The sequence below is a fragment of the Lysobacter sp. BMK333-48F3 genome (genome assembly GCF_019733395.1).
Classification (GTDB): domain Bacteria; phylum Pseudomonadota; class Gammaproteobacteria; order Xanthomonadales; family Xanthomonadaceae; genus Lysobacter.
Genome location: NZ_JAIHOO010000001.1, coordinates 2,828,307 through 2,847,681 on the forward strand (window position 1 = coordinate 2,828,307; position 19,375 = coordinate 2,847,681).

At 65.1% G+C, this 19,375-nt stretch carries 31 protein-coding genes; all 31 read left to right on the forward strand.

Translation table 11 applies throughout. The annotated features are described in order from the left end of the window. The first annotated feature begins 100 nt into the window (after positions 1-100). The 31 genes from rpsL to rpsK all read left to right on the forward strand — a co-directional run bounded on the left by rpsL (position 101) and on the right by rpsK (position 19,361). Entirely contained in the window at positions 101-475 is a 375-nt protein-coding gene (gene rpsL, locus K4L06_RS11975) for a 30S ribosomal protein S12 (protein WP_064746583.1), read from the forward strand. An 80-nt stretch (positions 476-555) separates the two neighbouring features. Next, positions 556-1,023, forward strand: a complete 468-nt coding sequence (rpsG, locus tag K4L06_RS11980; RefSeq protein WP_064746582.1) for a 30S ribosomal protein S7 — start codon at positions 556-558, stop codon at positions 1,021-1,023. Between the two features lie 141 nt (positions 1,024-1,164). Then, the gene (gene fusA / locus K4L06_RS11985; RefSeq protein WP_221671596.1) at positions 1,165-3,282 is read left to right on the forward strand and encodes an elongation factor G; all 2,118 of its coding nucleotides are present in this window, start codon (positions 1,165-1,167) and stop codon (positions 3,280-3,282) included. A gap of 152 nt (positions 3,283-3,434) precedes the next feature. Next, entirely contained in the window at positions 3,435-4,625 is a 1,191-nt protein-coding gene (gene tuf / locus K4L06_RS11990) for an elongation factor Tu (RefSeq protein WP_221671587.1), read from the forward strand. 327 nt (positions 4,626-4,952) lie between these two features. Continuing rightward, a complete protein-coding gene (locus tag K4L06_RS11995) occupies positions 4,953-5,285 on the forward strand; it encodes a hypothetical protein (protein WP_221671597.1) in 333 nt (110 codons plus the stop codon). Between the two features lie 262 nt (positions 5,286-5,547). Then, positions 5,548-6,231, forward strand: a complete 684-nt coding sequence (locus K4L06_RS12000; protein WP_221671598.1) for a hypothetical protein — start codon at positions 5,548-5,550, stop codon at positions 6,229-6,231. Positions 6,232-6,251: 20 nt separating this feature from the next. Next, on the forward strand, positions 6,252-6,842 hold the full coding sequence (locus K4L06_RS12005; RefSeq protein ID WP_221671599.1) for a papain-like cysteine protease family protein: 591 nt from the start codon (positions 6,252-6,254) through the stop codon (positions 6,840-6,842). A gap of 713 nt (positions 6,843-7,555) precedes the next feature. After that, complete coding sequence (gene rpsJ, locus K4L06_RS12010) at positions 7,556-7,867, forward strand: 30S ribosomal protein S10 (RefSeq protein ID WP_022968186.1); 312 nt, start codon at positions 7,556-7,558, stop codon at positions 7,865-7,867. A 10-nt stretch (positions 7,868-7,877) separates the two neighbouring features. Beyond that, a complete protein-coding gene (gene rplC, locus K4L06_RS12015) occupies positions 7,878-8,531 on the forward strand; it encodes a 50S ribosomal protein L3 (RefSeq protein ID WP_221671600.1) in 654 nt (217 codons plus the stop codon). A gap of 12 nt (positions 8,532-8,543) precedes the next feature. Beyond that, positions 8,544-9,149, forward strand: coding sequence for a 50S ribosomal protein L4 (gene rplD / locus K4L06_RS12020; protein WP_221671601.1), 606 nt, complete (start codon positions 8,544-8,546; stop codon positions 9,147-9,149). Continuing rightward, a complete protein-coding gene (rplW, locus tag K4L06_RS12025; RefSeq protein WP_064747320.1) occupies positions 9,146-9,442 on the forward strand; it encodes a 50S ribosomal protein L23 in 297 nt (98 codons plus the stop codon). Before rplD ends, rplW begins: the two co-directional genes overlap by 4 nt. A gap of 10 nt (positions 9,443-9,452) precedes the next feature. After that, positions 9,453-10,280 carry a 50S ribosomal protein L2 gene (rplB, locus tag K4L06_RS12030; RefSeq protein ID WP_221671602.1) on the forward strand — a complete coding sequence of 276 codons (828 nt, stop codon included), beginning with the start codon at positions 9,453-9,455 and terminating at the stop codon, positions 10,278-10,280. Positions 10,281-10,286: 6 nt separating this feature from the next. Continuing rightward, positions 10,287-10,556 (forward strand): 30S ribosomal protein S19, encoded by a 270-nt coding sequence (rpsS, locus tag K4L06_RS12035; protein WP_057943874.1) that lies wholly within the window; start codon positions 10,287-10,289, stop codon positions 10,554-10,556. A 10-nt stretch (positions 10,557-10,566) separates the two neighbouring features. After that, positions 10,567-10,902, forward strand: coding sequence for a 50S ribosomal protein L22 (gene rplV / locus K4L06_RS12040; RefSeq protein ID WP_055902442.1), 336 nt, complete (start codon positions 10,567-10,569; stop codon positions 10,900-10,902). A 13-nt stretch (positions 10,903-10,915) separates the two neighbouring features. Continuing rightward, complete coding sequence (rpsC, locus tag K4L06_RS12045; RefSeq protein WP_064747317.1) at positions 10,916-11,659, forward strand: 30S ribosomal protein S3; 744 nt, start codon at positions 10,916-10,918, stop codon at positions 11,657-11,659. A gap of 6 nt (positions 11,660-11,665) precedes the next feature. Further along, positions 11,666-12,079, forward strand: a complete 414-nt coding sequence (rplP, locus tag K4L06_RS12050) for a 50S ribosomal protein L16 (protein ID WP_194932363.1) — start codon at positions 11,666-11,668, stop codon at positions 12,077-12,079. Beyond that, positions 12,079-12,264, forward strand: coding sequence for a 50S ribosomal protein L29 (gene rpmC / locus K4L06_RS12055; RefSeq protein WP_074872140.1), 186 nt, complete (start codon positions 12,079-12,081; stop codon positions 12,262-12,264). Before rplP ends, rpmC begins: the two co-directional genes overlap by 1 nt. 9 nt (positions 12,265-12,273) lie before the next feature. Beyond that, positions 12,274-12,543 carry a 30S ribosomal protein S17 gene (gene rpsQ / locus K4L06_RS12060; RefSeq protein WP_064747315.1) on the forward strand — a complete coding sequence of 90 codons (270 nt, stop codon included), beginning with the start codon at positions 12,274-12,276 and terminating at the stop codon, positions 12,541-12,543. 15 nt (positions 12,544-12,558) lie between these two features. Further along, positions 12,559-12,927, forward strand: a complete 369-nt coding sequence (gene rplN / locus K4L06_RS12065) for a 50S ribosomal protein L14 (protein WP_064747314.1) — start codon at positions 12,559-12,561, stop codon at positions 12,925-12,927. Between the two features lie 16 nt (positions 12,928-12,943). After that, a complete protein-coding gene (gene rplX, locus K4L06_RS12070) occupies positions 12,944-13,258 on the forward strand; it encodes a 50S ribosomal protein L24 (protein WP_064747313.1) in 315 nt (104 codons plus the stop codon). Between the two features lie 11 nt (positions 13,259-13,269). Then, complete coding sequence (rplE, locus tag K4L06_RS12075) at positions 13,270-13,812, forward strand: 50S ribosomal protein L5 (RefSeq protein WP_031373824.1); 543 nt, start codon at positions 13,270-13,272, stop codon at positions 13,810-13,812. Positions 13,813-13,827: 15 nt separating this feature from the next. Continuing rightward, positions 13,828-14,133: a 30S ribosomal protein S14 gene (gene rpsN / locus K4L06_RS12080; RefSeq protein ID WP_221671603.1), complete on the forward strand. Its 306-nt coding sequence runs from the start codon at positions 13,828-13,830 to the stop codon at positions 14,131-14,133. 152 nt (positions 14,134-14,285) lie between these two features. Next, positions 14,286-14,684, forward strand: coding sequence for a 30S ribosomal protein S8 (gene rpsH / locus K4L06_RS12085; RefSeq protein ID WP_221671604.1), 399 nt, complete (start codon positions 14,286-14,288; stop codon positions 14,682-14,684). A gap of 15 nt (positions 14,685-14,699) precedes the next feature. Beyond that, complete coding sequence (rplF, locus tag K4L06_RS12090) at positions 14,700-15,227, forward strand: 50S ribosomal protein L6 (protein ID WP_221671605.1); 528 nt, start codon at positions 14,700-14,702, stop codon at positions 15,225-15,227. Positions 15,228-15,292: 65 nt separating this feature from the next. Continuing rightward, on the forward strand, positions 15,293-15,646 hold the full coding sequence (rplR, locus tag K4L06_RS12095; RefSeq protein ID WP_064747309.1) for a 50S ribosomal protein L18: 354 nt from the start codon (positions 15,293-15,295) through the stop codon (positions 15,644-15,646). 166 nt (positions 15,647-15,812) lie between these two features. Beyond that, a complete protein-coding gene (rpsE, locus tag K4L06_RS12100; RefSeq protein ID WP_221671606.1) occupies positions 15,813-16,352 on the forward strand; it encodes a 30S ribosomal protein S5 in 540 nt (179 codons plus the stop codon). Then, entirely contained in the window at positions 16,345-16,542 is a 198-nt protein-coding gene (gene rpmD, locus K4L06_RS12105) for a 50S ribosomal protein L30 (RefSeq protein ID WP_221671607.1), read from the forward strand. Before rpsE ends, rpmD begins: the two co-directional genes overlap by 8 nt. After that, positions 16,542-16,985 (forward strand): 50S ribosomal protein L15, encoded by a 444-nt coding sequence (gene rplO / locus K4L06_RS12110; protein WP_221673612.1) that lies wholly within the window; start codon positions 16,542-16,544, stop codon positions 16,983-16,985. Before rpmD ends, rplO begins: the two co-directional genes overlap by 1 nt. 7 nt (positions 16,986-16,992) lie before the next feature. Next, a complete protein-coding gene (gene secY / locus K4L06_RS12115; protein WP_221671608.1) occupies positions 16,993-18,366 on the forward strand; it encodes a preprotein translocase subunit SecY in 1,374 nt (457 codons plus the stop codon). A 232-nt stretch (positions 18,367-18,598) separates the two neighbouring features. After that, a complete protein-coding gene (gene rpsM / locus K4L06_RS12120) occupies positions 18,599-18,955 on the forward strand; it encodes a 30S ribosomal protein S13 (RefSeq protein WP_064747304.1) in 357 nt (118 codons plus the stop codon). 13 nt (positions 18,956-18,968) lie between these two features. Then, positions 18,969-19,361 (forward strand): 30S ribosomal protein S11, encoded by a 393-nt coding sequence (gene rpsK, locus K4L06_RS12125; RefSeq protein WP_031373814.1) that lies wholly within the window; start codon positions 18,969-18,971, stop codon positions 19,359-19,361. The last annotated feature ends 14 nt before the right edge of the window (positions 19,362-19,375 follow it).

The window sequence follows — 19,375 nt, forward strand, 5'->3', positions numbered from 1 at the left end:
AGCGCGGGCTATACTTTTTCGTCTCGGCGGGTCGGGTGCATTCGGCTTGCCGTTCGTTTCTCACGAAGCGGCCGCCCGGCCCCTCAATCAAGAGTTCCAGATGGCAACCATCAATCAGCTCGTCCGCAAGCCGCGGCAGGCGACCACCTACAAGAGCACCTCGCCGGCGCTCGCGAACTGCCCGCAGCGTCGCGGCGTTTGCACCCGCGTCTACACCACCACCCCGAAGAAGCCGAACTCGGCGCTGCGCAAGGTTGCCAAGGTGCGCCTGACCAACGGTTACGAAGTCATTTCGTACATCGGCGGCGAAGGCCACAACCTGCAGGAGCACTCGGTGGTGCTGATCCGCGGCGGCCGCGTCAAGGACCTGCCGGGCGTGCGTTACCACACCGTGCGCGGCTCGCTCGACGCCGCCGGCGTCGCCAAGCGCCGCCAGGGCCGTTCCAAGTACGGCGCCAAGCGTCCGAAGTCCTAAGCGCGTCGCTGCCCAGGCGCGCGCATCGCGCCGCCGCCCGCAAGCACGTCTGTCCAGAATCACGAAAATAGGTACGCACCATGTCGCGTAAAGGTTCCACCCCGCAGCGTTCGGTTCTGCCCGATCCCAAGCACGGCAGCGAGACGATCGCGCGCTTCATCAATATGGTCATGCAGAGCGGCAAGAAGTCCGTCGCCGAGAAGATCGTCTACGGCGCCATGGACGTCATCGGCGAAAAGAATCCGAACGCCCTCGAGCTGGTCGAAAAGGCGCTGACCAACGTTTCGCCGTCGGTCGAAGTGAAGTCGCGCCGCGTCGGCGGCGCCACCTACCAGGTGCCGGTCGAAGTGCGCTCCTCGCGCCGCATGGCGCTGGCCATGCGCTGGCTGATCGAGTCGGCCCGCAAGCGCGGCGAAAGCTCGATGCCGCGCAAGCTCGCCGCCGAACTGCTCGACGCCTCCGAGAACCGCGGCGCGGCGATCAAGAAGCGCGAAGAAACCCACCGCATGGCGGAAGCGAACCGCGCGTTCGCTCACTACCGCTGGTGATCGCGGCGCCCTGACGACAGGGCCTTCGCAACATCCGCATGAGATGTTGCCGCGGCGGCTTCAAGGCCGCCTAGCGAACCGGAGGCCGCCGATAAGGCGGCGTCCGGCCATCTGGAATTCGAAAACTTACGAGAGGGTCCCGTGGCTCGCACCACTCCCATCGAGCGTTACCGCAACTTCGGCATCATGGCCCACATCGATGCCGGCAAGACCACCACGTCGGAACGCATCCTGTTCTACACCGGCGTCAGCCACAAGATCGGCGAAGTGCACGAAGGTGCCGCGACGATGGACTGGATGGAGCAGGAGCAGGAGCGCGGCATCACCATCACGTCGGCCGCGACGACCGCGTTCTGGAAGGGCATGGACAAGTCCCTGCCGGAGCACCGCTTCAACATCATCGACACCCCCGGGCACGTCGACTTCACCATCGAAGTCGAGCGCTCGCTGCGCGTGCTCGACGGCGCGGTGTTCGTCCTGTGCGCCGTCGGCGGCGTGCAGCCGCAGTCCGAGACCGTTTGGCGCCAGGCCAACAAGTACTCGGTGCCGCGCATGGCGTTCGTCAACAAGATGGACCGCACCGGCGCCAACTTCGATAAGGTCGTCGAACAGCTGAAGGCCCGCCTGGGCGCCTACGCCGTGCCGATGCAGGTGCCGATCGGCGCCGAAGACGGCTTCGAGGGCGTGGTCGACCTGCTGAAGATGAAGGCGATCCACTGGGACGTCGCTTCGCAGGGCACCAAGTTCGAGTACCGCGACATTCCGGCCGACCTGCAGTCCAAGGCTGAGGAAGCCCGCAGCTTCATGATCGAAGCCGCCGCGGAAGCCTCGGAAGACCTGATGGAGAAGTACCTGGGCGGCGAAGAGCTGACCGAGGCCGAAATCATCTCCGGTCTGCGCGAGCGCACCCTGAAGGTCGAGATCGTGCCGGTGTTCTGCGGCTCGGCGTTCAAGAACAAGGGCGTGCAGGCCATGCTCGACGGCGTGATCAACCTGCTGCCGTCGCCGTCCGACCGTCCGCCGGTCGCCGGCATCGACGAGGACGAGAAGGAAGACACCCGCAAGGCGTCCGACACCGAGCCGTTCTCGGCGCTGGCGTTCAAGATCATGACCGACCCGTTCGTGGGCTCGCTGACCTTCTTCCGCGTCTACTCGGGCGTGCTGAACTCGGGCGACCAGGTGTACAACCCGGTCAAGTCGAAGAAGGAACGCGTCGGCCGCATCCTGCAGATGCACGCCAACCAGCGCGACGAAATCAAGGAAGTCCGCGCCGGCGACATCGCCGCGGCCGTGGGCCTGAAGGATGTGACCACCGGCGACACGCTGTGTGCGCAGGACCACATCATCACCCTCGAGCGCATGGTGTTCCCGGAGCCCGTCATCTCGATGGCGGTCGAGCCGAAGACCAAGTCGGACCAGGAAAAGATGGGCATCGCCCTGGGCCGCCTGGCGCAGGAAGATCCTTCGTTCCGCGTGCGCACTGACGAAGAATCGGGCCAGACCATCATCGCCGGCATGGGCGAGCTGCACCTGGACATCCTCGTCGACCGCATGAAGCGCGAGTTCAACGTCGAAGCCAACGTCGGCAAGCCGCAGGTGGCGTACCGCGAGACGATCCGCAAGTCGGACGTCAAGTCGGACTACAAGCACGCCAAGCAGTCCGGCGGTAAGGGTCAGTACGGTCACGTGGTGATCGAGCTGTCGCCGATGAACGAGAAGGACCGCGCCAACCCGGACGTCGAGAACGACTTCCTGTTCGTCAACGACATCACCGGCGGCGTGATTCCGAAGGAATTCATCCCGGCGGTCGAGAAGGGCCTGCGCGAGACCATCACCAGCGGTCCGCTGGCCGGCTTCCCGGTCGTGGGCGTGAAGGTCAAGCTCGTGTTCGGTTCCTACCACGACGTCGACTCGTCGGAAATGGCGTTCAAGCTCGCCTCGTCGATGGCCTTCAAGGAAGGCTTCCGCAAGGCCGATCCGGTCCTGCTCGAGCCGATGATGAAGGTCGAAGTCGTGACGCCGGAAGAGTACGTCGGCGACGTGATGGGCGACCTGAGCCGTCGTCGCGGCCTGCTCCAGGGCCAGGACGACACGCCGTCGGGCAAGACCATCAACGCGATGGTGCCGCTGGGCGAAATGTTCGGCTATGCGACCACCATCCGCTCGCTGACCCAGGGTCGCGCGACGTTCACGATGGAATTCGATCACTACGCCGAAGCGCCGAACAACATCGCCGAGACCGTGATCAAGAAGGGCTGAGGCCCGGGATTCGGAATCGTGGATCCGGAATTCGCGCAACGAGTTCCGGATCCGCCGGGCCCGGATCCGATCGCAGACAACGGGGTCGGGAGACGCGCTCGCGGATCCCGGATCCCAAACCACGAATCACCGCAATTTAAAGAGAGACAACCATGGCTAAGGGTAAATTCGAGCGCACCAAGCCGCACGTGAACGTCGGCACGATCGGTCACGTCGACCACGGCAAGACCACGCTGACGGCCGCTCTGACCAAGGTCGGCGCCGAGCGTTTCGGTGGCGAATTCAAGGCGTACGACGCGATCGACGCGGCGCCGGAAGAAAAGGCTCGCGGCATCACGATCTCGACCGCGCACGTGGAATACGAATCGGCCGTGCGCCACTACGCGCACGTCGACTGCCCGGGCCACGCCGACTACGTGAAGAACATGATCACCGGTGCGGCGCAGATGGACGGCGCGATCCTGGTGTGCTCGGCCGCTGACGGCCCGATGCCGCAGACCCGCGAACACATCCTGCTGTCGCGTCAGGTCGGCGTGCCGTACATCGTCGTGTTCCTGAACAAGGCCGACATGGTCGACGACGCCGAGCTGCTCGAGCTGGTCGAGATGGAAGTGCGCGAGCTGCTGACCAAGTACGAGTTCCCGGGCGACGACACCCCGATCATCCACGGTTCGGCCCGTCTGGCGCTGGAAGGCGACCAGAGCGAAATCGGCGTGCCGGCGATCCTGAAGCTGGTCGACGCGCTGGACACCTTCATTCCGGAGCCGGAGCGCGCGATCGACAAGCCGTTCCTGATGCCGGTGGAAGACGTGTTCTCGATCTCGGGCCGCGGCACCGTGGTGACCGGCCGTATCGAGCGCGGCATCATCAAGGTGGGCGACGAAATCGAAATCGTCGGCATCCGCCCGACCCAGAAGACCACGGTCACCGGCGTCGAAATGTTCCGCAAGCTGCTGGACCAGGGTCAGGCGGGCGACAACGCCGGCCTGCTGCTGCGCGGCACCAAGCGCGACGACGTCGAGCGCGGCCAGGTGCTGGCCAAGCCGGGTTCGATCACCCCGCACACCGAGTTCGAAGCCGAAGTGTACGTGCTGTCGAAGGACGAAGGCGGCCGCCACACCCCGTTCTTCAAGGGCTACCGTCCGCAGTTCTACTTCCGCACCACCGACATCACCGGTGCGGTGACCCTGCCGGAAGGCGTCGAGATGGTCATGCCGGGCGACAACATCAAGATGGTCGTGCAGCTGATCAACCCGGTGGCGATGGACGAAGGCCTGCGCTTCGCGATCCGCGAAGGCGGCCGTACCGTCGGCGCCGGCGTGGTGGCGAAGATCATCAAGTAATTCGCGGTAGAGCAATCCGCGGCGCGCCGGGTTTCCGGTTCGCCGCTCGCGCTGGCGGCCTTCGGGCCGCCAGCGTCGTTTTGGGAGTTCGGTTTTCGGCCCGATCGCGCTCATGGGGCGAGGCGAGCCGGTCGCCGGGCTTGCGCCGCCGTATCGCCAAGCGCGCGGTATGGCATATCGCGCCGCGGCCGATGCGACGGCGGAAGGCGCGCGGGCGGCCGCGACGCGCAGCGCAAGTCCGCGCAGTCGGGGCGCGGGGCGGGGTCGGCCGGTGGCCGCTCAGAGCGTCCGCTGCCTGTCGATTCAAGCGATCTCGAGATGCCCCCGATGAACCCCGCGGCATCCTGGGGCTGCCTCGCACGGCTCGATTGCACCGCCTCACCCATGGCTTTCGGCAGGTCCGAGTCCGCTGCTTCCGCTCTCGCAGACGCTGGCGCGCGGCCTGCGGCCGGCCTGGATCTTGCGCTCGCCGATGTCGGCATGCGCGCCCGATTCCAGGGCCTGCGAGAAACGTCGGGCCGGCTGGAAAACGCCCCGTTCTTTGTCGCCGCGCGGTTCCAGCAACGCGGCATCGATTATCGGCCGGAAAGCGTCATCGAAAATCCATTGTCGGGTCTATTCGTCGGGCATCGGTCAGGCATGATCGATAATCATTTTTAAAAAATTACTGATTTTATGGGGGTTTTCCCTCAGTGTGATTCGTTTACTACTCATATGAAACTATGCTGCGCGGCAATGCGGGGTTTTAGGCTTTGGCCTAGCGCGTCACGGTGTCATTGAGCAGGGTGTCGATTAAATAATGTTAATTCTTGGGTGTTGGCGTATTTATTTAATTTTCGCTTGACCGGCGGTGCGGAGAAACTAACTTTCGTTGCGGGGCGCGGCCGCGCACTTTCCCCTGAACGACGAAAGGAGTTTTTCCATGAAGTATGTGTGTCTCGGTTATGCGCTCGCCTTGGGCCTGGCGCTGCAGGCGCCGTCGCCGGCGCAGGCGCAGCAAACCCGCGCGGCAATGGCCGTCCCGGCCCTGACGGATGCGCAGGCCCGTCAGCTGATCCAGGGCTGGGTCGCCGCCCGATCGGTCTCGGCCGAACAGGCGGGGAGCCTGGTCAAGGTGCTGAGCCTGGACGGCGAGCGCTCGCTGCGTGCGTTGCGGGTCGGGCGGGCGGTGCCGGTCGCGTTCGTCGATCCGCAGCAGTTGCTGGCGGGCCGCGATATCGCCCAGGCCTCGCATGGCGCATCGACCCTGCGCTACGTGCTGTGGGACGGGCAGACCCCGGTCGGCCTGGCCACCCTCGAGCCCGATGCCAGGGGCCGCTATCAGGTGGTCGGCGTCGGCGCCTCGGGCCTGGCCAACGAGATCGAGGCCGTCGCCCTGCAGCAACCCGGGCAGGGCGGTCTGCGCCTGGTGCGCAGCCGCCAGGGCGTGGCCGATTTCCTGGAAGTGCGCGACGGCGGCCAGGCCGCGCGTTACGTGCCGCTGGCCGCGGCCCGCGCCAACCTGGCCTTGGATGCGGCAGCCGCCACGGCCCCGCAGGCGCTGACCGCCGCCCAGGCCACCCCCGTCTTGCGTGCCGCCGTGGCCGCAGCCCTCAAGCGTCCATGAGCCCGCAGGAGCTCCCGATCATGTCCAATCGCAACCGCATCCGCTCCGTACTGGCGCCCCTGGCGCTGGCCCTGGCCGCGTTGGCCCCGGCCCAGGCCGGCTACCTGGTGAACTGGTCGACCCAGGAACAGCAGCACAGCTACTGGTGCTGGGCGGCGACCGCCAGCGCCATCCTCGCTTACCACGGCGTCGGCGCCAGCCAGTGCGCCACGGTCAATTACGACTTCCGGATCAACTACGCCTGCCAGAGCCAGCCCTTCGACTGGAACGACAGCGCCAACCGTCCCAATTACCTGTACGGCAACGCCAGCGACGGCGTCGACCGGATCCTGTGGAACTGGGGGGTTTCGACCGTCAGCTACGACCGCTCGCTGAGCTATTCCGAGATCGCCACCCAGATCGATACCCGCGGACCGCTGGCGGTGCGCTGGGGCTGGGACGGCGGCGGCGGGCATATTCTGGCGATCTACGGCTACCAGACCTTCGACGGCGTCGGCCACGTGGTCCTAGCCGATCCCTGGCCGGGCGAAGGCAACTCCTGGGTGCGCCACGACTGGGCGGTCAAGGGCGGCGGCCACACCTGGACCCATTCGCTGACGGCGTACCGTTAAGCGCGGGCATCCGATCCGCCGCGGGCGCCCCGGAGGTCCGGGGCGCCCGTTCGGCTGAACGGCGCGGCGGAGCCTTCCTGGCCGATGGCGCTGCCGTTACCATGTGCGCCCGCCGCGGCCGGTCTGATCGTTTGCCGGCGCCCCTGCGCACCGGGTTCCGCGGAACCGCGCCACGCGTGTGCTGGCCTCGGCGGCCGAGGCCGGGCCTGCCCGCCGGCGCTCCGGGCCAGCAGGCGAGGCGAGGCGAGGGCCGGGCCAGCCCTGGGCCGATCGCCAAGCGCTGCCGCCGCATCCCGACCCCGCGCGGAACCCGCGCCGGCGCGTCCGGAGTCCTCGCCCCGGCGCCCCTGAATCCATGTGTTGCGTTGCCCGCACGAGTGCGTGTAGAATGCGCGACCACTGTGCCGTCCCTGCTTTTCCGGGATGGCGCAACCAGCGAAATGAGGGGCAGGACGCGCCTCGTATTCGCCAGACAGGGATATGTCGCACGGCCGCGCTCCGTACGTTCCGGGCCCCCAGGGGCTTCCAAGGAACGCTAGACGGGGCGCTTCGTGCGTTCTACTCAGTCTGGGCGGGCCGGGTGACCGGGCCGCCTTAGCTTTTCCAGGCAAGGAAGCTCCGGAGCGAGGGTGTTGCTCTGGAGTGTTTGCGTTTTCGTGGGGCCGGCGCACCCAGAAGCCGTCCCGTCGCTCTTTTAACCAAGGAATTCCGTCATGGCGGACCAAAAGATCCGGATCCGGCTGAAGGCGTACGATCATCGTCTGATCGACCGCTCGGCCAGCGAGATCGTCGAGACGGCCAAGCGGACCGGCGCGCAAGTGCGCGGCCCGATCCCGCTGCCGACCAAGATCGAGCGTTACACCGTTCTCGTCTCCCCGCACGTCGACAAGGACGCGCGCGACCAGTACGAGACCCGCACGCACAAGCGCGTGCTCGACATCGTCGACCCCAACGACAAGACCGTGGACGCGCTGATGAAGCTCGAGCTCGCGGCGGGCGTTGACGTCCAGATCAAGCTGACCTGAGGCAACCACCATGACCGCGAAGAAGTATTCGTTGGGCATCGTCGGTCGCAAGGCCGGCATGAGCCGTTTCTTCACTGAAGACGGCAAGTCGGTTCCGGTGACCCTGATCGAGGCGACTCCGAACCGCATCACCCAGATCAAGACCGAAGACAGCGACGGCTACAGCGCCGTGCAGGTCACGGTCGGCGTGCGCCGCGCTGCGCTCGTCAACAAGCCGGAAGCCGGTCACCTCGCCAAGGCGAAGGTCGAAGCCGGTCGCGGCCTGTGGGAGCTGCGCGTGGAAGCCGACCAGATCGGCGCTTTCGAAGTCGGCGGCGAGATCAAGGCCGACATCTTCGAAGCCGGCCAGCTGGTCGACGTCCAGGGCGTCACCAAGGGCAAGGGCTTCCAGGGCACGATCAAGCGCTGGAACTTCCGCATGGGCGACGCGACGCACGGTAACTCGCTGTCGCACCGCGCTCCGGGTTCGATCGGCCAGCGCCAGACCCCGGGCCGCGTTTTCCCGGGCAAGAAGATGTCCGGCCACATGGGCGCCGTGCAGCAGAGCACCCAGCGTCTTGAAGTGGTCAAGGTCGACGCCGAGCGCGGCCTGATCGCGATCAAGGGCGCCGTGCCGGGCGCGCCGGGTGGCGACGTCATCGTCCGTCCCTCGAGCAAGGCATAAGGAGAGATGACGATGGAACTCACCATCAACAACAGCAGCAAGACGCTGTCGGTCTCCGACGCGATCTTCGGCCGCGAGTTCAGCGAAGACCTGGTCCACCAGGTGGTCGTTGCCTACCGCAACGCCGGTCGCGCCGGCACCAAGGCGCAGAAGACCCGCGCCGAAGTCAACGGCACGACCAAGAAGTCGAAGAAGCAGAAGGGCGGCGGTGCGCGTCATGGCGCGCTGACGGCTCCGATCTTCGTCGGCGGCGGCGTGACCTTCGCGGCCAAGCCGCGCAGCTTCGCGCAGAAGGTCAACCGCAAGATGTATCGCGCCGCGATCGCCGCGATCCTTTCCGAGCTGAACCGCCAGGGCCGCATCACGGTCGTCGAGAGCTTCGATCTCGACGCTCCGAAGACCAAGGGCCTGATCGAGAAGCTGAAGGGTCTGTCGGTCGGCCAGCGTCCGCTGATCGTCACCGAAGACGCGACCGAGAACCTGTACCTCTCGGCCCGCAACCTGCCGTACGTCGAAGTGCGTGATGTCCAGGGCCTGGATCCGGTCGCCCTCGTCGGCGCCGACTCGGTCGTGTTCACCGCCGAGGCGGTCAAGAAGATCGAGGAGTGGCTGGCATGAACGACGCCAAGCTCTACAGCATCATCCGCGCGCCGCGCGTGTCCGAAAAGACCGCGCGTCTGCAGGAAGTTTCCAACCAATACGTCTTCGAAGTCTCGACGGAAGCTACCAAGGCCGACATCAAGGTCGCCGTGGAAAAGCTGTTCGACGTCAAGGTCGAGGCGGTCAACGTGGTCAACGTGAAGGGCAAGAACAAGGCCTTCCGTTTCCGCATGGGCCGTCGCGGCGACTGGCGCAAGGCGTACGTGAAGCTGGCCGAAGGCCAGTCGATCGACGTGATGGCCAAGGCCTGAGGAAAGATCCATGGCATTGATGACTTTCAAGCCCACTTCCGCCGGCCGCCGCAACGCGGTCCGCGTCGTGACGCCGGGCCTGCACAAGGGCGCGCCGCACGCGGCGCTGGTCGAAAAGCAGAGCAAGAGCGGCGGTCGTAACCACCACGGCCGCATCACCACCCGCCACATCGGCGGTGGCCACAAGCAGCACTACCGCATCATCGACTTCAAGCGCGACAAGGAAGGCATTCCGGCGCGCGTGGAGCGGATCGAATACGATCCCAACCGCACCGCGCACATCGCGCTGCTGTGCTACGTCGATGGCGAGCGCCGTTACATCATCGCCCCGAAGGGCCTGAAGGACGGCGACCAGGTGATCGCGGGCCGCGACGCCCCGATCCGCGTCGGCAACACGCTGCCGCTGACCAACATCCCGGTCGGCTCCACCGTGTGCTGCGTCGAAATGAAGCCGGGCAAGGGCGCCCAGCTGGCCCGCGCGGCCGGCGCCAGCGCCTACCTGGTGGCTCGCGAGCAGGGCTACGCCACGCTGCGTCTTCGCTCCGGCGAAATGCGCAAGGTGCCGGTCGAGTGCCGCGCCACCATCGGCGAAGTCGGCAACGACGAGCACAACCTGGAGAAGCTCGGCAAGGCCGGCGCCAAGCGTTGGCGCGGCATCAAGCCGACCGTTCGCGGCGCGGCCATGAACCCCGTCGACCACCCGCACGGTGGCGGTGAGGCGAAGGCCGGCCAGGGCAACCCGCATCCGGTCACCCCGTGGGGTGTTCCGACCAAGGGTTACAAGACGCGCAAGAACAAGCGCACCACGCAATTCATCGTGCGCGATCGCAGGGGTTAATCGAACATGGCACGTTCACTGAAGAAGGGCCCGTTCGTCGACCATCATCTGATGAAGAAGGTCGAAACGGCGGGCAACAACAAGAAGCCGATCAAGACCTGGTCGCGCCGCTCGATGGTGCTGCCGGAGATGGTGGGCTTCACGATCGCCGTCCACAACGGCAAGAACCACATCCCGGTGCTGGTCAACGAGAACATGGTTGGCCACAAGCTTGGCGAATTCGCCCTGACCCGTACGTTCAAGGGTCACGGCGGCGACAAGAAGTCGGGCAAGTAAGGAGATGACCATGGAAGCGAAAGCCATCCTGCGCACCGCGCGCATCTCCCCGCAGAAGGCCCGCCTGGTCGCCGACCAGGTGCGCGGTCTGTCCGCCGAGCGCGCCGTCAACCTGCTGAAGTTCTCGGACAAGAAGGCTGCTGCACTGATCCGCAAGGTCGTGGAGTCCGCCATCGCCAACGCCGAGAACAACCAGGGCGCCGACGTCGACGATCTCAAGGTCAAGACCATCATGGTTGACGAGGGTCCCGCACTGAAGCGCTTCATGGCGCGTGCGAAGGGCCGCGGCACCCGCATCCTCAAGCGCACCAGCCACATCACTGTGGTTGTGGGCGCCGGCAAGTAAGGCGGAGTAGACAATGGGTCATAAAGTTCATCCGACCGGAATCCGCCTGGGCATCGCCAAGGATTGGAATTCCAAGTGGTTCGCCAACAAGAAGCAGTACGCCGAGTACCTGGCGGCTGACCTGAAGGTTCGCGAAATGCTGCGCAAGAAGCTGGCTCAGGCCGGCATCTCGAAGATCTTCATCGAGCGTCCGGCCAACAACGCCCGCGTCACGATCCACACCGCCCGTCCGGGCGTGGTGATCGGCAAGCGCGGCGAGGACATCGAGAAGCTGCGCAAGGAAGTCAGCGCGCTGATGGGCGTTCCGGCGCACATCAACGTGACCGAGGTCCGCAAGCCGGAACTCGACGCGCAGCTGGTCGCCGAGTCGATCGCGCAGCAGCTCGAGCGCCGCATCATGTTCCGCCGCGCGATGAAGCGCGCGGTCGGCAACGCGATGCGCCTCGGCGCCCTGGGCATCAAGGTCAACGTCGCAGGCCGTCTGAACGGCGCCGAGATCGCGCGTTCGGAGTGGTACCGCGAAGGCCGCGTGCCGCTGCACACCCTGCGCGCCGACATCGACTACGGCTTCGCCGAAGCCAAGACGACCTACGGCATCATCGGCATCAAGACCTGGATCTACAAGGGCGAAGTGTTCGACTTCTCCCAGGTCGGCCAGGAGAAGCAGGACGATTCGCCGCGCAGCGAGCGTGGTGACCGCGGCGATCGCGGTGATCGTAACGACCGCCCGGGCCGTCCTGCCCGCGAACAGAGGTAATCCGCCATGTTGCAACCCAAGCGAACCAAGTACCGCAAGGTGCACAAGGGCCGCAATGAGGGCCTGAGCTGGAACGGCAACGCCGTCAGCTTCGGCGAATACGGCCTCAAGGCGACCGCTCACGGCCAGCTGACCGCGCGTCAGATCGAAGCGGCCCGCCGCTCGATCAGCCGTTACGTCAAGCGCGGCGGCAAGATGTGGATCCGCGTGTTCCCGGACAAGCCGATCACCAAGAAGCCGATCGAAGTCCGAATGGGCTCCGGTAAGGGCAACGTCGAGTACTGGGTCGCTCAGATCCAGCCCGGTCGCATGATTTACGAGATCGAAGGCGTGGGCGAGGACGTGGCGCGCGAAGCGTTCCGTCTGGCCGCCGCCAAGCTCTCGGTGACCACCACTTTCGTTACCCGGACGGTGCGCTAATGGAACTCAAGCAATTGCGCGAGAAGTCGGCCGACGAGCTCAAGGCTCACCTGGTCGAGCTGCACAAGGAGGGCTTCGCCCTCCGCATGCAGAAGGCCACCGGTCAGCTCGCTAAGACCCATGAGGCCCGCCGTGTTCGCCGCGAGATCGCTCGCGTGAACATGCTGCTGGGCGAGAAGAAGTAAGGATCCGCCATGACCGACAACAAGACAGAGAAGGCGCTGCGCACGGTTGAAGGCCGGGTCGTCAGCAACAAGATGGACAAGACCGTCACCGTGCTCGTCGAGCGCCAGGTCAAGCATGCGCTGTACGGCAAGTACATCCGTCGCTCGACCAAGCTCCACGCTCACGACGCCGAGAACGCCTGCAAGGAAGGCGATATCGTGCGCGTGAAGGAGATCGCTCCGCTGTCCAAGACCAAAAACTGGAGCGTGGTTGAGATCGTCAGCCGCGCGGCCGAATAAGAGGAGGGCTGAACCATGATCCAGATGCAAAGCTACCTCGACGTGGCCGACAACTCCGGTGCCAAGGAAGTGATGTGCATCAAGGTGCTCGGCGGCTCCAAGCGCCGTTACGCGCACATTGGCGACATCATCAAGGTCACCGTGAAGGACGCGATTCCGCGCGGCAAGGTCAAGAAGGGCGACGTCTACGACGCCGTCGTGGTCCGCACCCGCAAGGGCGTTCGTCGCCCGGACGGCTCGCTGATCCGCTTCGATGGCAACGCTGCGGTGTTGCTCAACAACAAGCATGAGCCGATCGGCACCCGTATCTTCGGGCCCGTGACTCGCGAGCTGCGCTCGGAGAAGTTCATGAAGATCGTTTCGCTCGCGCCCGAAGTGCTCTGAGCGGAGGAACTAGACCATGAACCGTATCAAGAAGGGCGATCAGGTGATCGTCACCGCCGGCAAGGACAAGGGCAAGAAGGGCGACGTGGTGCGCGTGCTCGGCGACAAGGTCGTCGTGGCGAACATCAATGTCGTCAAGCGCCACACCAAGCCGAACCCGCAGGCCAACCAGCCGGGCGGCGTGGTCGAGCGCGAAGCGCCGATCCACATTTCCAACGTCATGCTGTTCAACCCGGCCACCGGCAAGGGCGAACGCATCGGTTTCAAGGTGCTGGAGGATGGACGCAAACTGCGTGTGTTCCGCTCCAGCGGTGAGGCGGTTGACGCCTGAGGAATGCTGAAATGACCACCCGGCTCGAAGAGTTCTACAAGAAAGAAGTGGTTCCGGCGCTGACTGAAAAGTTCGGCTACAAGAACCCGATGGAAGTGCCGCGCCTCGTCAAGATCACGCTGAACATGGGCGTGGGCGAAGCCGCCACCAACAAGAAGATCCTGGAAAATGCCGTCGCCGACATGACCAAGATCGCCGGCCAGAAGCCGATCGTGACCAAGTCCCGCGTGTCGGTGGCTTCGTTCAAGATCCGCGACGGTTGGCCGATCGGCGCCAAGGTCACCCTGCGTCGCGCCAAGATGTACGAGTTCCTTGACCGCCTGGTCAACATCTCGTTGCCGCGCGTCCGCGACTTCCGCGGCGTGTCGGGCCGTTCGTTCGACGGCCGCGGCAACTACAACATGGGCGTGAAGGAACAGATCATCTTCCCGGAAATCGACTTCGACCAGGTCGACGCCCTGCGCGGCATGGACATCGCGATCACCACGACCGCGAAGACCGACGCCGAGGCCAAGGCCCTGCTCGAAGCCTTCCGCTTCCCGTTCCGCAACTGAGGCTAGGATTGAACAATGGCTAAGACCTCCATGGTCAACCGCGACCTCAAGCGGACCAAGCTGGTGAAGAAGTTCGCCGCCAAGCGCGAAGCGCTGAAGAAGATCATCTCCAGCGAATCGGCTTCGTACGAAGACAAGATGGACGCCGTGGTCAAGCTGCAGAAGCTGCCGCGCGACTCTTCGCCGAGCCGTCAGCGCAACCGCTGCGCCCTGTCGGGCCGCTCGCGTGGCGTGTACAGCAAGTTCGGCCTCGGCCGCAACAAGCTGCGCGAAGCCACCATGCGCGGCGACGTTCCGGGCCTGCGCAAGGCAAGCTGGTAAAAGTCTGTTATGCTTGCCGGCTCCCCGGGCTCCGGCCCGGGGACGGATCACCCAGCGCGGCCTCCGGGCCGCGCTGGCGTTGTTGTAACGCTGCAAACACAACTGAAATTCGCAATTCCGCGGATATCGGTGCTACTCATAGGTGACTTTTAATGAGCATGACTGATCCCATCGCCGACATGCTGGTCCGCATCAAGAATGCGGCCGCTGTGCGCAAGCAGACGGTGAAGATGCCGTCGTCCAAGGTGAAGGTGGCCATCGCCGCCGTGCTGAAGGACGAGGGCTACATCCTGGATTCGCGCGTCACCGAACTCGGTGGCGGCAAGTCCGAACTCGAAATCTCGCTGAAGTACTACGAAGGCAAGCCGGTGATCGAGCGCCTGGAGCGCTACTCCCGTTCGGGCCTGCGCCAGTACCGCGGCAAGGACGCGCTGCCCAAGGTCCTCGGCGGCCTCGGCGTGGCCATCATCTCCACCTCGAAGGGCATCATGACCGATGCGCAGGCGCGCCAGCAGGGCGTCGGCGGTGAAGTCCTGTGCTTCGTGGCCTAAGGGAGGAATAGACCCATGTCCCGAGTTGCCAAGAAGCCGATCGCCCTGCCGAAGGGCGTCGAAATCAATGTCCAGGCCGACGCCGTCGTCGCCAAGGGCCCGAAGGGCTCGCTGTCGATCGCCAAGCCCGCCGCCATCAACCTGAAGGTCGAGAACAACGAGGCGCTCTTCGTGACCGAAGACGCCGCGCTGATCCCGCTGACCGGCACCCTGCGCGCCATCCTCGCCAACATGGTGAAGGGCGTGTCGGAAGGCTTCGAGCGCAAGCTCGAGCTGGTCGGCGTCGGTTACCGCGCCTCGATGCAGGGCAAGGACCTGAGCCTGGCCCTGGGTTTCTCCCATCCGGTCGTGTTCAAGGCGCCGGAAGGCATCACGCTGGCCACCCCGACCCAGACCGAGATCCTGGTCCAGGGCGCGGACAAGCAGCGCGTCGGCGAAGTCGCCGCCAAGATTCGCGGTTTCCGTCCGCCGGAGCCCTACAAGGGCAAGGGTGTGAAGTACGCCGGCGAAGTCATCATCCGTAAGGAAGCCAAGAAGGCCTAACGGGTAGGGCGCCGGTCCCGGACCGGCCCCGAGACACCAAGCTTTCAGCTTTCGGAGACCAGATCATGAAGAAGAACATCGCCCGCCTGCGCCGCGCCAAGTCGACCCGTGCGCACATCCGTGAACTCGGCGTGCCGCGCCTGACCGTGCTGCGCACCGGTCAGCACCTGTACGCCCAGGTCTTCACCCACGACGGTTCGCGCGTCCTGGCTTCGGCCTCGACCGTGCAGGCCGAAGTCAAGGAAGGCCTGAAGAACGGCAAGAACGCCGATGCCGCGACCAAGGTCGGCCAGATCATCGCCGAGCGCGCCAAGGCTGCCGGTATCGAGAAGGTCGCTTTCGACCGCTCGGGCTACCGCTACCACGGCCGCATCAAGGCCCTGGCCGAAGCCGCTCGCGAAGGCGGCCTGCAGTTCTAAGGCTTGAAGGCGTGGGGGTTCGCCCCCATGCCTGATTGCATTCCCCGCCGGCCCGGGTCTTGGGTCGGGCGCCGCCGGGATTCGTGCCCCGACGGCGAAACACCCGCTGCAGCTCACAACGATAAGCGGCCAAGCCGCAAATCCTTTCAACTACAGAGATATAGCAATGGCTAACGAACGTGAACCGCGGGGTCGCGATCGCGATCGCAACCGCGAAGAGATCGACGACGGCATGATCGAGAAGCTGATCGCGGTCAACCGCGTCAGCAAGACCGTCAAGGGCGGTCGCCAGTTCACCTTCACCGCGCTGACGGTGGTGGGCGACGGCAACGGCAAGGTCGGCTTCGGCTACGGCAAGGCGCGCGAAGTGCCGGTCGCGATCCAGAAGTCGATGGAATACGCCCGCAAGAGCATGTCCAACGTCGAGCTCAACAACGGCACCCTGTGGCACTCGGTCAAGGCCGGCCACGGCGCCGCTCGCGTGTTCATGCAGCCGGCTTCGGAAGGTACCGGCGTGATCGCCGGCGGCGCGATGCGCGCCGTGCTCGAAGCGGTCGGCGTCAAGAACGTGCTGGCCAAGGCCGTGGGTTCGCGCAACCCGATCAACCTGGTGCGCGCCACGCTCAAGGGCCTGACCGACATGCACTCGCCGGCCAAGATCGCGGCCAAGCGCGGCAAGAAGGTGGAGGATCTCCTCAATGGCTAAGAACGAAGCCGGTACCGGCACCGTCAGGGTGCGTCTGGTCAAGGGTCTGCGTGGCACCCAGTCGCGTCACCGCCTGTCGGTGAAGGCGCTGGGCCTGAACAAGCTCAACGATGTGCGTGAACTGAAGGACAGCCCGCAGGTGCGCGGCCTGATCAACAAGGTTCACTACCTCGTCCAGGTCGAGGAGTAATCAACATGCGTCTCAACACTCTCAAGCCGGCCGACGGCGCTCGTCAGGAGCGTACTCGCGTCGGTCGCGGCATCGGTTCGGGCCTGGGCAAGACCGCCGGTCGCGGTCACAAGGGTTCGTTCGCGCGCGCCGGTAAGGGCAAGATCAAGGCCGGTTTCGAAGGCGGCCAGATGCCCATGCAGCGCCGCCTGCCGAAGATCGGCTTCCGCTCCAAGCTGAAGAACGACACGGCCGAAGTGCTGCTGTACCAGCTGGACAAGCTCGAAGCCGGCGAGATCGATTTTGCCGCCCTCAAGGCCGCCAAGCTCGTTCCGAGCACGGCCAAGCAGGCCAAGATCGTCAAGAAGGGCGAGCTGACCAAGAAGTTCGTGCTCAAGGGCGTGCTGGCTACGGCCGGCGCCAAGGCCGCCGTCGAAGCGGCCGGCGGCAAGGTCGAGGAGTAAACGACGCATGGCGCGGAGCGGCAACGCGATGGCTGGCCTCGGTGGCGGGCTCGGTAAGTTCACCGAGCTGCGTCAACGTTTGCTGTTCGTGATCGGCGCTTTGATCGTCTACCGCATCGGCAGCTACATCCCGGTGCCGGGCGTCAACCCTCAGGCGATGGTCGAATTCATGTCGACCAAGCAGGGCACGATCGTGGACATGTTCAACATGTTCTCGGGCGGCGCCCTGCATCGCTTCAGCCTGTTCGCGCTGAACGTGATGCCGTACATCTCGGCGTCGATCATCGTCCAGCTGCTGGTGCAGATCGTGCCCAGCCTGAAGGCCATCCAGAAGGAAGGCGAGTCGGGCCGGCGCAAGATCAACCAGTGGTCGCGGATGGGCGCGATTCCGCTGGCGGTGTTCCAGGCCTGGGGCATCGCCGCCGGCCTGCAGTCCAGCATGGCGCCCAACGGCGTTCCGGTGGTGTACGCGCCGGGCATGGGCTTCATCCTGACCGCGGTGATCGCGCTGACCGCCGGCACCATGTTCCTGATGTGGCTGGGCGAGCAGATCACCGAGCGCGGCGTCGGCAACGGCGTTTCGCTGATCATCTTCGCCGGTATCGTCGCGGGCCTGCCCGCCGCGCTGCTGCAGATGTTCGAGCAGATCCGCAACGGCGACATGAGCGCGATCGCGGCCATCGCCGTGGTCCTGCTGGTGGTCGGTTTCACCTACCTGGTGGTGTTCGTCGAACGCGGCCAGCGCCGGATCACGGTCAATTACGCCCGGCGCCAGGGCGGGCGCAACGCCTACATGAACCAGGCGTCGTTCCTGCCGCTGAAGCTCAACATGGCGGGCGTGATCCCGGCGATCTTCGCCTCCAGCATCGTCATGTTCCCCGCCACCGCCGCGACCTGGTTCGCCCAGAACAACAGCGGCAGCGGCTTCTCCGGGTTCCTCCAGCGGCTCAGCCAGTGGCTGAATCCGGGTGAACCCGTGCACATGATCCTGTATGCTGGTCTGATCATCGGCTTCGCGTTCTTCTACACGGCGCTGGTGTTCAACTCGCAGGAAACCGCCGACAACCTCAAGAAGTCGGGCGCGCTGATTCCGGGCATCCGCCCGGGCAAGGCGACGGCGGATTACGTTGACGGCGTGCTGACCCGCTTGACCGCGGCCGGCGCGATTTACCTGGTGATCGTCTGCCTCCTGCCGGAGGTCATGCGTACCCAACTGGGCACCTCGTTCTACTTCGGCGGCACTTCGCTGCTGATCGTGGTGGTCGTGGTGATGGATTTCATCGCTCAAATCCAGGCTCATCTGATGTCGCATCAGTACGAAAGCCTGTTGAAGAAAGCGAACTTGAAGGGCGGCTCGCGCGGCGGTCTCGCGCGCGGGTGAGTCAGGACCGGTTCGCGCGCCAGAGTAGCGCGCGGGGCTGAGGGGGCAGGGCATCGCCTCGTTCAGCCAGTTCAGACTCGTCGCCGGAGCATGGGCACACTCCCCATGCCGGAGTTCCGTGGCACCTCTGGTGCCGCGGGGCTTCCTATTAACCCGAGACCTAGATACAATTTCCAGTTCACTCCGCCAGGATTAATCCGTCCTGGCCGCCAAACCAGTTGGAGATCGCGTTATGGCGCGTATTGCGGGCGTCAATTTGCCTGCCCAGAAGCATGTCTGGGTCGGGCTGCAAAGCATCTACGGCATCGGCCGTACCCGTTCGAAGCAGATCTGCGAAACCGCAGGTGTGACCTCGACGACCAAGATCCGTGACCTGTCCGAGCCGGAAGTCGAGCGTCTGCGCGCCGAAGTCGGCAAGTTCGTGGTCGAAGGCGACCTTCGCCGCGAAATCGGCATCGCCATCAAGCGTCTGATGGACCTGGGCTGCTACCGCGGCCTGCGTCACCGTCGCGGCCTGCCGCTGCGCGGTCAGCGTACCCGGACCAATGCCCGTACCCGTAAGGGTCCGCGCAAGGCCATCAAGAAGTAAGGGGACCTAGACCATGGCCAAGCCGGCAGCTGCCAAGACCAAGAAGAAGATCAAGCGAGTCGTCACCGACGGCATCGCCCACGTCCACGCTTCTTTCAACAACACCATCATCACGATCACCGACCGCCAGGGCAACGCGCTGTCGTGGGCGACTTCGGGCGGCGCGGGTTTCCGCGGTTCGCGCAAGTCCACCCCGTTCGCCGCCCAGGTCGCCGCCGAAAAGGCCGGCCGTGCTGCGCTCGACTACGGCGTCAAGTCGCTGGAAGTCCGCATCAAGGGCCCGGGCCCGGGTCGTGAGTCCGCCGTTCGTTCGCTGAACAACGTCGGTTACAAGATCATCAACATCATCGACGTGACGCCGATCCCGCACAACGGGTGCCGTCCGCCGAAGAAGCGTCGCGTCTGAGGAGCTGAAGAACC

What these genes read in the sequence shown, in the direction of transcription:
- rplC (WP_221671600.1), top strand. Translation starts at nt 7,878, where the DNA reads ATGACCGCGAAGAAGTATTCGTTGGGCATCGTCGGTCGCAAGGCCGGC.
- K4L06_RS12005 (WP_221671599.1), top strand. Translation starts at nt 6,252, where the DNA reads ATGTCCAATCGCAACCGCATCCGCTCCGTACTGGCGCCCCTGGCGCTG.
- rpsL (WP_064746583.1), top strand. Translation starts at nt 101, where the DNA reads ATGGCAACCATCAATCAGCTCGTCCGCAAGCCGCGGCAGGCGACCACC.
- rplV (WP_055902442.1), top strand. Translation starts at nt 10,567, where the DNA reads ATGGAAGCGAAAGCCATCCTGCGCACCGCGCGCATCTCCCCGCAGAAG.
- tuf (WP_221671587.1), top strand. Translation starts at nt 3,435, where the DNA reads ATGGCTAAGGGTAAATTCGAGCGCACCAAGCCGCACGTGAACGTCGGC.
- rplF (WP_221671605.1), top strand. Translation starts at nt 14,700, where the DNA reads ATGTCCCGAGTTGCCAAGAAGCCGATCGCCCTGCCGAAGGGCGTCGAA.
- rpsE (WP_221671606.1), top strand. Translation starts at nt 15,813, where the DNA reads ATGGCTAACGAACGTGAACCGCGGGGTCGCGATCGCGATCGCAACCGC.
- rpsH (WP_221671604.1), top strand. Translation starts at nt 14,286, where the DNA reads ATGAGCATGACTGATCCCATCGCCGACATGCTGGTCCGCATCAAGAAT.
- rpmC (WP_074872140.1), top strand. Translation starts at nt 12,079, where the DNA reads ATGGAACTCAAGCAATTGCGCGAGAAGTCGGCCGACGAGCTCAAGGCT.
- rpsC (WP_064747317.1), top strand. Translation starts at nt 10,916, where the DNA reads ATGGGTCATAAAGTTCATCCGACCGGAATCCGCCTGGGCATCGCCAAG.
- rplR (WP_064747309.1), top strand. Translation starts at nt 15,293, where the DNA reads ATGAAGAAGAACATCGCCCGCCTGCGCCGCGCCAAGTCGACCCGTGCG.
- rplW (WP_064747320.1), top strand. Translation starts at nt 9,146, where the DNA reads ATGAACGACGCCAAGCTCTACAGCATCATCCGCGCGCCGCGCGTGTCC.
- rpsK (WP_031373814.1), top strand. Translation starts at nt 18,969, where the DNA reads ATGGCCAAGCCGGCAGCTGCCAAGACCAAGAAGAAGATCAAGCGAGTC.
- K4L06_RS11995 (WP_221671597.1), top strand. Translation starts at nt 4,953, where the DNA reads ATGAACCCCGCGGCATCCTGGGGCTGCCTCGCACGGCTCGATTGCACC.
- rplE (WP_031373824.1), top strand. Translation starts at nt 13,270, where the DNA reads ATGACCACCCGGCTCGAAGAGTTCTACAAGAAAGAAGTGGTTCCGGCG.
- rpsS (WP_057943874.1), top strand. Translation starts at nt 10,287, where the DNA reads ATGGCACGTTCACTGAAGAAGGGCCCGTTCGTCGACCATCATCTGATG.
- rplP (WP_194932363.1), top strand. Translation starts at nt 11,666, where the DNA reads ATGTTGCAACCCAAGCGAACCAAGTACCGCAAGGTGCACAAGGGCCGC.
- rplB (WP_221671602.1), top strand. Translation starts at nt 9,453, where the DNA reads ATGGCATTGATGACTTTCAAGCCCACTTCCGCCGGCCGCCGCAACGCG.
- secY (WP_221671608.1), top strand. Translation starts at nt 16,993, where the DNA reads ATGGCGCGGAGCGGCAACGCGATGGCTGGCCTCGGTGGCGGGCTCGGT.
- rpsG (WP_064746582.1), top strand. Translation starts at nt 556, where the DNA reads ATGTCGCGTAAAGGTTCCACCCCGCAGCGTTCGGTTCTGCCCGATCCC.
- rplD (WP_221671601.1), top strand. Translation starts at nt 8,544, where the DNA reads ATGGAACTCACCATCAACAACAGCAGCAAGACGCTGTCGGTCTCCGAC.
- rpsM (WP_064747304.1), top strand. Translation starts at nt 18,599, where the DNA reads ATGGCGCGTATTGCGGGCGTCAATTTGCCTGCCCAGAAGCATGTCTGG.
- rpsQ (WP_064747315.1), top strand. Translation starts at nt 12,274, where the DNA reads ATGACCGACAACAAGACAGAGAAGGCGCTGCGCACGGTTGAAGGCCGG.
- rpmD (WP_221671607.1), top strand. Translation starts at nt 16,345, where the DNA reads ATGGCTAAGAACGAAGCCGGTACCGGCACCGTCAGGGTGCGTCTGGTC.
- K4L06_RS12000 (WP_221671598.1), top strand. Translation starts at nt 5,548, where the DNA reads ATGAAGTATGTGTGTCTCGGTTATGCGCTCGCCTTGGGCCTGGCGCTG.
- rpsN (WP_221671603.1), top strand. Translation starts at nt 13,828, where the DNA reads ATGGCTAAGACCTCCATGGTCAACCGCGACCTCAAGCGGACCAAGCTG.
- rplN (WP_064747314.1), top strand. Translation starts at nt 12,559, where the DNA reads ATGATCCAGATGCAAAGCTACCTCGACGTGGCCGACAACTCCGGTGCC.
- rplX (WP_064747313.1), top strand. Translation starts at nt 12,944, where the DNA reads ATGAACCGTATCAAGAAGGGCGATCAGGTGATCGTCACCGCCGGCAAG.
- rpsJ (WP_022968186.1), top strand. Translation starts at nt 7,556, where the DNA reads ATGGCGGACCAAAAGATCCGGATCCGGCTGAAGGCGTACGATCATCGT.